This is a genomic window from Nostoc cf. edaphicum LEGE 07299 (assembly GCF_015207245.1).
Classification (GTDB): Bacteria; Cyanobacteriota; Cyanobacteriia; order Cyanobacteriales; family Nostocaceae; genus Nostoc; species Nostoc edaphicum_B.
Genome location: NZ_JADEXF010000949.1, coordinates 1 through 2,714, shown reverse-complemented (window position 1 = coordinate 2,714; position 2,714 = coordinate 1). Strand labels below are relative to the sequence as shown.

Genomic DNA, 2,714 nt, shown 5'->3' with positions numbered 1-2,714 from the left:
GCCAAAGGCGGCCCCTTTCCTCAACAAAACAAGCATTTTGCGACCCTCCCAAGTGAATCCCGTCCCAAGATGTTAGAGGCGATCGCATTGGTTCAAAAGCTCTTATATGAAACTGATGTATCATTTAATGGGCGATATTATCAATGCGATCGCTTAACGATTTACCCGAAACCATTGCAAAGTCAAATACCAGTGTATGTTGCCACTGGTGGTGATGACGGTATTGAACTTGCTGCTAAACATTCTTTCAGCTTGATGGGTGGGCCGCCATTTTCTCTAGAGAGATTGAAGGATACTGTTACCAAATATCGAGCCTTAAATTCTAGTGGTGCGGAAAACTTTGTGCTGGCACGCTTCTTTTTTGTTGGCAAAACATACGATGAGGCGGTGAGTGAAGCGTTACCTTTCGTTCGCAAATTTAGCCAGAAAATGAAAGCTAATTCGGCTGAAGTATTGCAAAACAGTGCGAATCCCAACCAAAAACCATTCGATCGCACAAATATTTGTTTCGATGAAGATTATTTGATTGAAAATTCAATTATCGGTGATGTGGAGACTTGTCGAGACAGAATCAAGAAATTTCAGGATGAATTAAATTTAGGTACGCTAGCACTCAAACCCTCGTCTGCGGATTTGCAAAAAAACCTGGACAGTTTGACGCGCTACAACCAAGAGGTGCGAAATTATGTCTTCTAAACTATACTTGCTTCCTCCCGATGATTTACCTCCCGCTGAGGTAACTAAAGAGGATGGAATGCTGCAAATGGAGCTAGAACAGTCTACTGGCAGATGCTTTTATCTAGCCTGCGATCGCATTACGCGAGTACTGTTATCTAATTGTCAGTGGTATCTCACAACAAATGCCAGCATCCTCACATTAATTATTGACTGCCCTGACTTAGTATCTTACTGGCATATTGTCAGGAATATTCCCCAGTTAGGTAATAGGTTAGAGCGGTTTGCTAGCAATGGGAAAATCCGTGTTTATCCGCCATTTGGGAAGGGGACACCGTTTGAAATCAGCGTAAATGAAATATCTGCTTATCGAGATTGGCTTTGAGGTAAATAGAAACTGGGAATCACACAAAATATAGCTGTCTTCCACCCTGTACTCCTAAAGTGCAGGGTGTTGCAATTTTTATCAAGAAAGAATTCAGTAGGCGCGATCGCACTCTTTGCAACGAATACCCACCCCCAATCGCACCGCCAGTTCTAACCCTATAAGTCAATACAGTTCAGTTAAGGCTAAAACCACCACAAAAATCAAGGATGAAATTTCCCATCAGACATCATCGCTCCTTGAAGTTTGGCTCCTTGAAGGTTGGCTCCTTGAAGGTTGGCTCTTTGAAGGTCGGCTAGTACCAAAATAGCTCTCTGAAGGTTGGCTTTTGACAGGTTGGCTTGGTACAGGTTGGCTTGGTACAGGTTGGCTTGGTACAAGTTAGCTCCTTGAAGGTTAGCTAGCATAAGGTTGGCTGACAACAAAATAGCTCCCTGAAGGTTTGCTTGGATCAAAATAGCTCCTAAAAGGTCAGCTCGCAGAAGGCTGGCTTTTGATAGGTTCGCTCCTTGAAGGTTGGCTTGCGACAAGTCAGCTTTGTTAAGGTTAGCTCCCTGAAGGTTGGCTTTTGACAAGTTAGCGTAGCTAAGGTTGGCTTGCGACAAGTCAGCTTTGTTAAGGTTAGCTCCCTGAAGGTTAGCTTCTGATAAGTTAGCGTTGTTAAGGTTAGCTCCCTGAAGGTTGGCTTCGGACAAGTTAGCGATGTTAAGGTTAGCTCCCTGAAGGTCTGCTTGGTACAAAGTAGCTCCCGAAAGGTTAGCTACCTGAAGGTTGGCTTGGAACAAAGTAGCTCTCGAAAGGTTAGCTCCCTGAAGGTTTGCTCCCTGAAGGCTTGCTGATCCCAAAATAGCTCCCTGAAGGTTAGCTCCTGATAAGTCGCAACTCACACACTTTTTGGTATTCAGCAGCTGCTTAACCTGTTCAGGATTGGCAGCATATCCGGGAGTAGTTAAAAGAGTAGAAGTGCTAACACTAATAACCAGAAAAGCTTGGTAAATGTTTAACTGCATCGTAGTTCATTATACAATTCGAGATAATTCTCTCATATTTGCATTTTTTCAGCTTCTTACTCCAAATTTTTCAACGTGATAGCAAGATTACAGAGATGTAGCGATCATCTTATTAGAAAAAATACTTCCAGTTTTGATGAACCCCCAGAGGGATTTCGTAAGTCAGTGACTTGATTTGACAGGTTTTAATTTAAACGCAGAGGTACGCTAAGGAAAGCGCAGAGGGGCGCAGAGTTTTTACTATAATGATGCAGTTAGCCACGCATACCAATTTTCTAACCCAGCTCCAGTAGTTGCAGAAACCTGAAAAATCTGAATTTTGGGATTTACTTCTTTAGCATATTCTATGCACTTTTGAACATCAAATTGCAGGTAAGGTAGCAAATCGATTTTCGTGAGAATCATGATATCACTTGCACGGAATATATGGGGGTATTTTAGCGGCTTATCTTCTCCCTCCGTAACGGAGAGAATCACAATTTTTGCCTGTTCTCCTAAATCAAATAAAGCTGGACAAACCAAATTTCCGACATTTTCAATCATCACAACTGAATTTAGTGGAGGATTCAGTTGTTGTAAACCCCTCTCTATCATTGATGCATCTAAATGACAACCTGTTCCAGTATTTATTTGACTGACTTTAG

4 protein-coding genes are annotated in these 2,714 nt (G+C 42.3%); 2 read left to right on the top strand and 2 right to left on the bottom strand.

What is annotated here, in order from left to right:
- Together IQ229_RS22995 and IQ229_RS22990 are read left to right on the top strand one after the other, a co-directional pair.
- The coding region (locus tag IQ229_RS22995; RefSeq protein ID WP_194047726.1) for an LLM class flavin-dependent oxidoreductase at window positions 1–696 on the top strand (696 nt) is incomplete at its 5' end.
- Window positions 686–1,060 carry a hypothetical protein gene (locus IQ229_RS22990; protein WP_194047724.1) on the top strand — a complete coding sequence of 125 codons (375 nt, stop codon included), beginning with the start codon at window positions 686–688 and terminating at the stop codon, window positions 1,058–1,060. The genes IQ229_RS22995 and IQ229_RS22990, both read left to right, overlap by 11 nt.
- 203 nt (window positions 1,061–1,263) lie before the next feature.
- Here IQ229_RS22990 and IQ229_RS22985 read toward each other — a convergent pair whose 3' ends face one another.
- Together IQ229_RS22985 and hypB are read right to left on the bottom strand one after the other, a co-directional pair.
- Entirely contained in the window at window positions 1,264–2,070 is an 807-nt protein-coding gene (locus IQ229_RS22985) for a pentapeptide repeat-containing protein (protein ID WP_194047722.1), read from the bottom strand.
- Between the two features lie 240 nt (window positions 2,071–2,310).
- Window positions 2,311–2,714, bottom strand: a 404-nt coding sequence (hypB, locus tag IQ229_RS22980; RefSeq protein WP_194047720.1) for a hydrogenase nickel incorporation protein HypB, incomplete at its 5' end; no start/stop codon positions are given.

What these genes read in the sequence shown, in the direction of transcription:
- IQ229_RS22990 (WP_194047724.1), top strand. Translation starts at nt 686, where the DNA reads ATGTCTTCTAAACTATACTTGCTTCCTCCCGATGATTTACCTCCCGCT.
- IQ229_RS22985 (WP_194047722.1), bottom strand. Translation starts at nt 2,070, where the DNA reads ATGCAGTTAAACATTTACCAAGCTTTTCTGGTTATTAGTGTTAGCACT.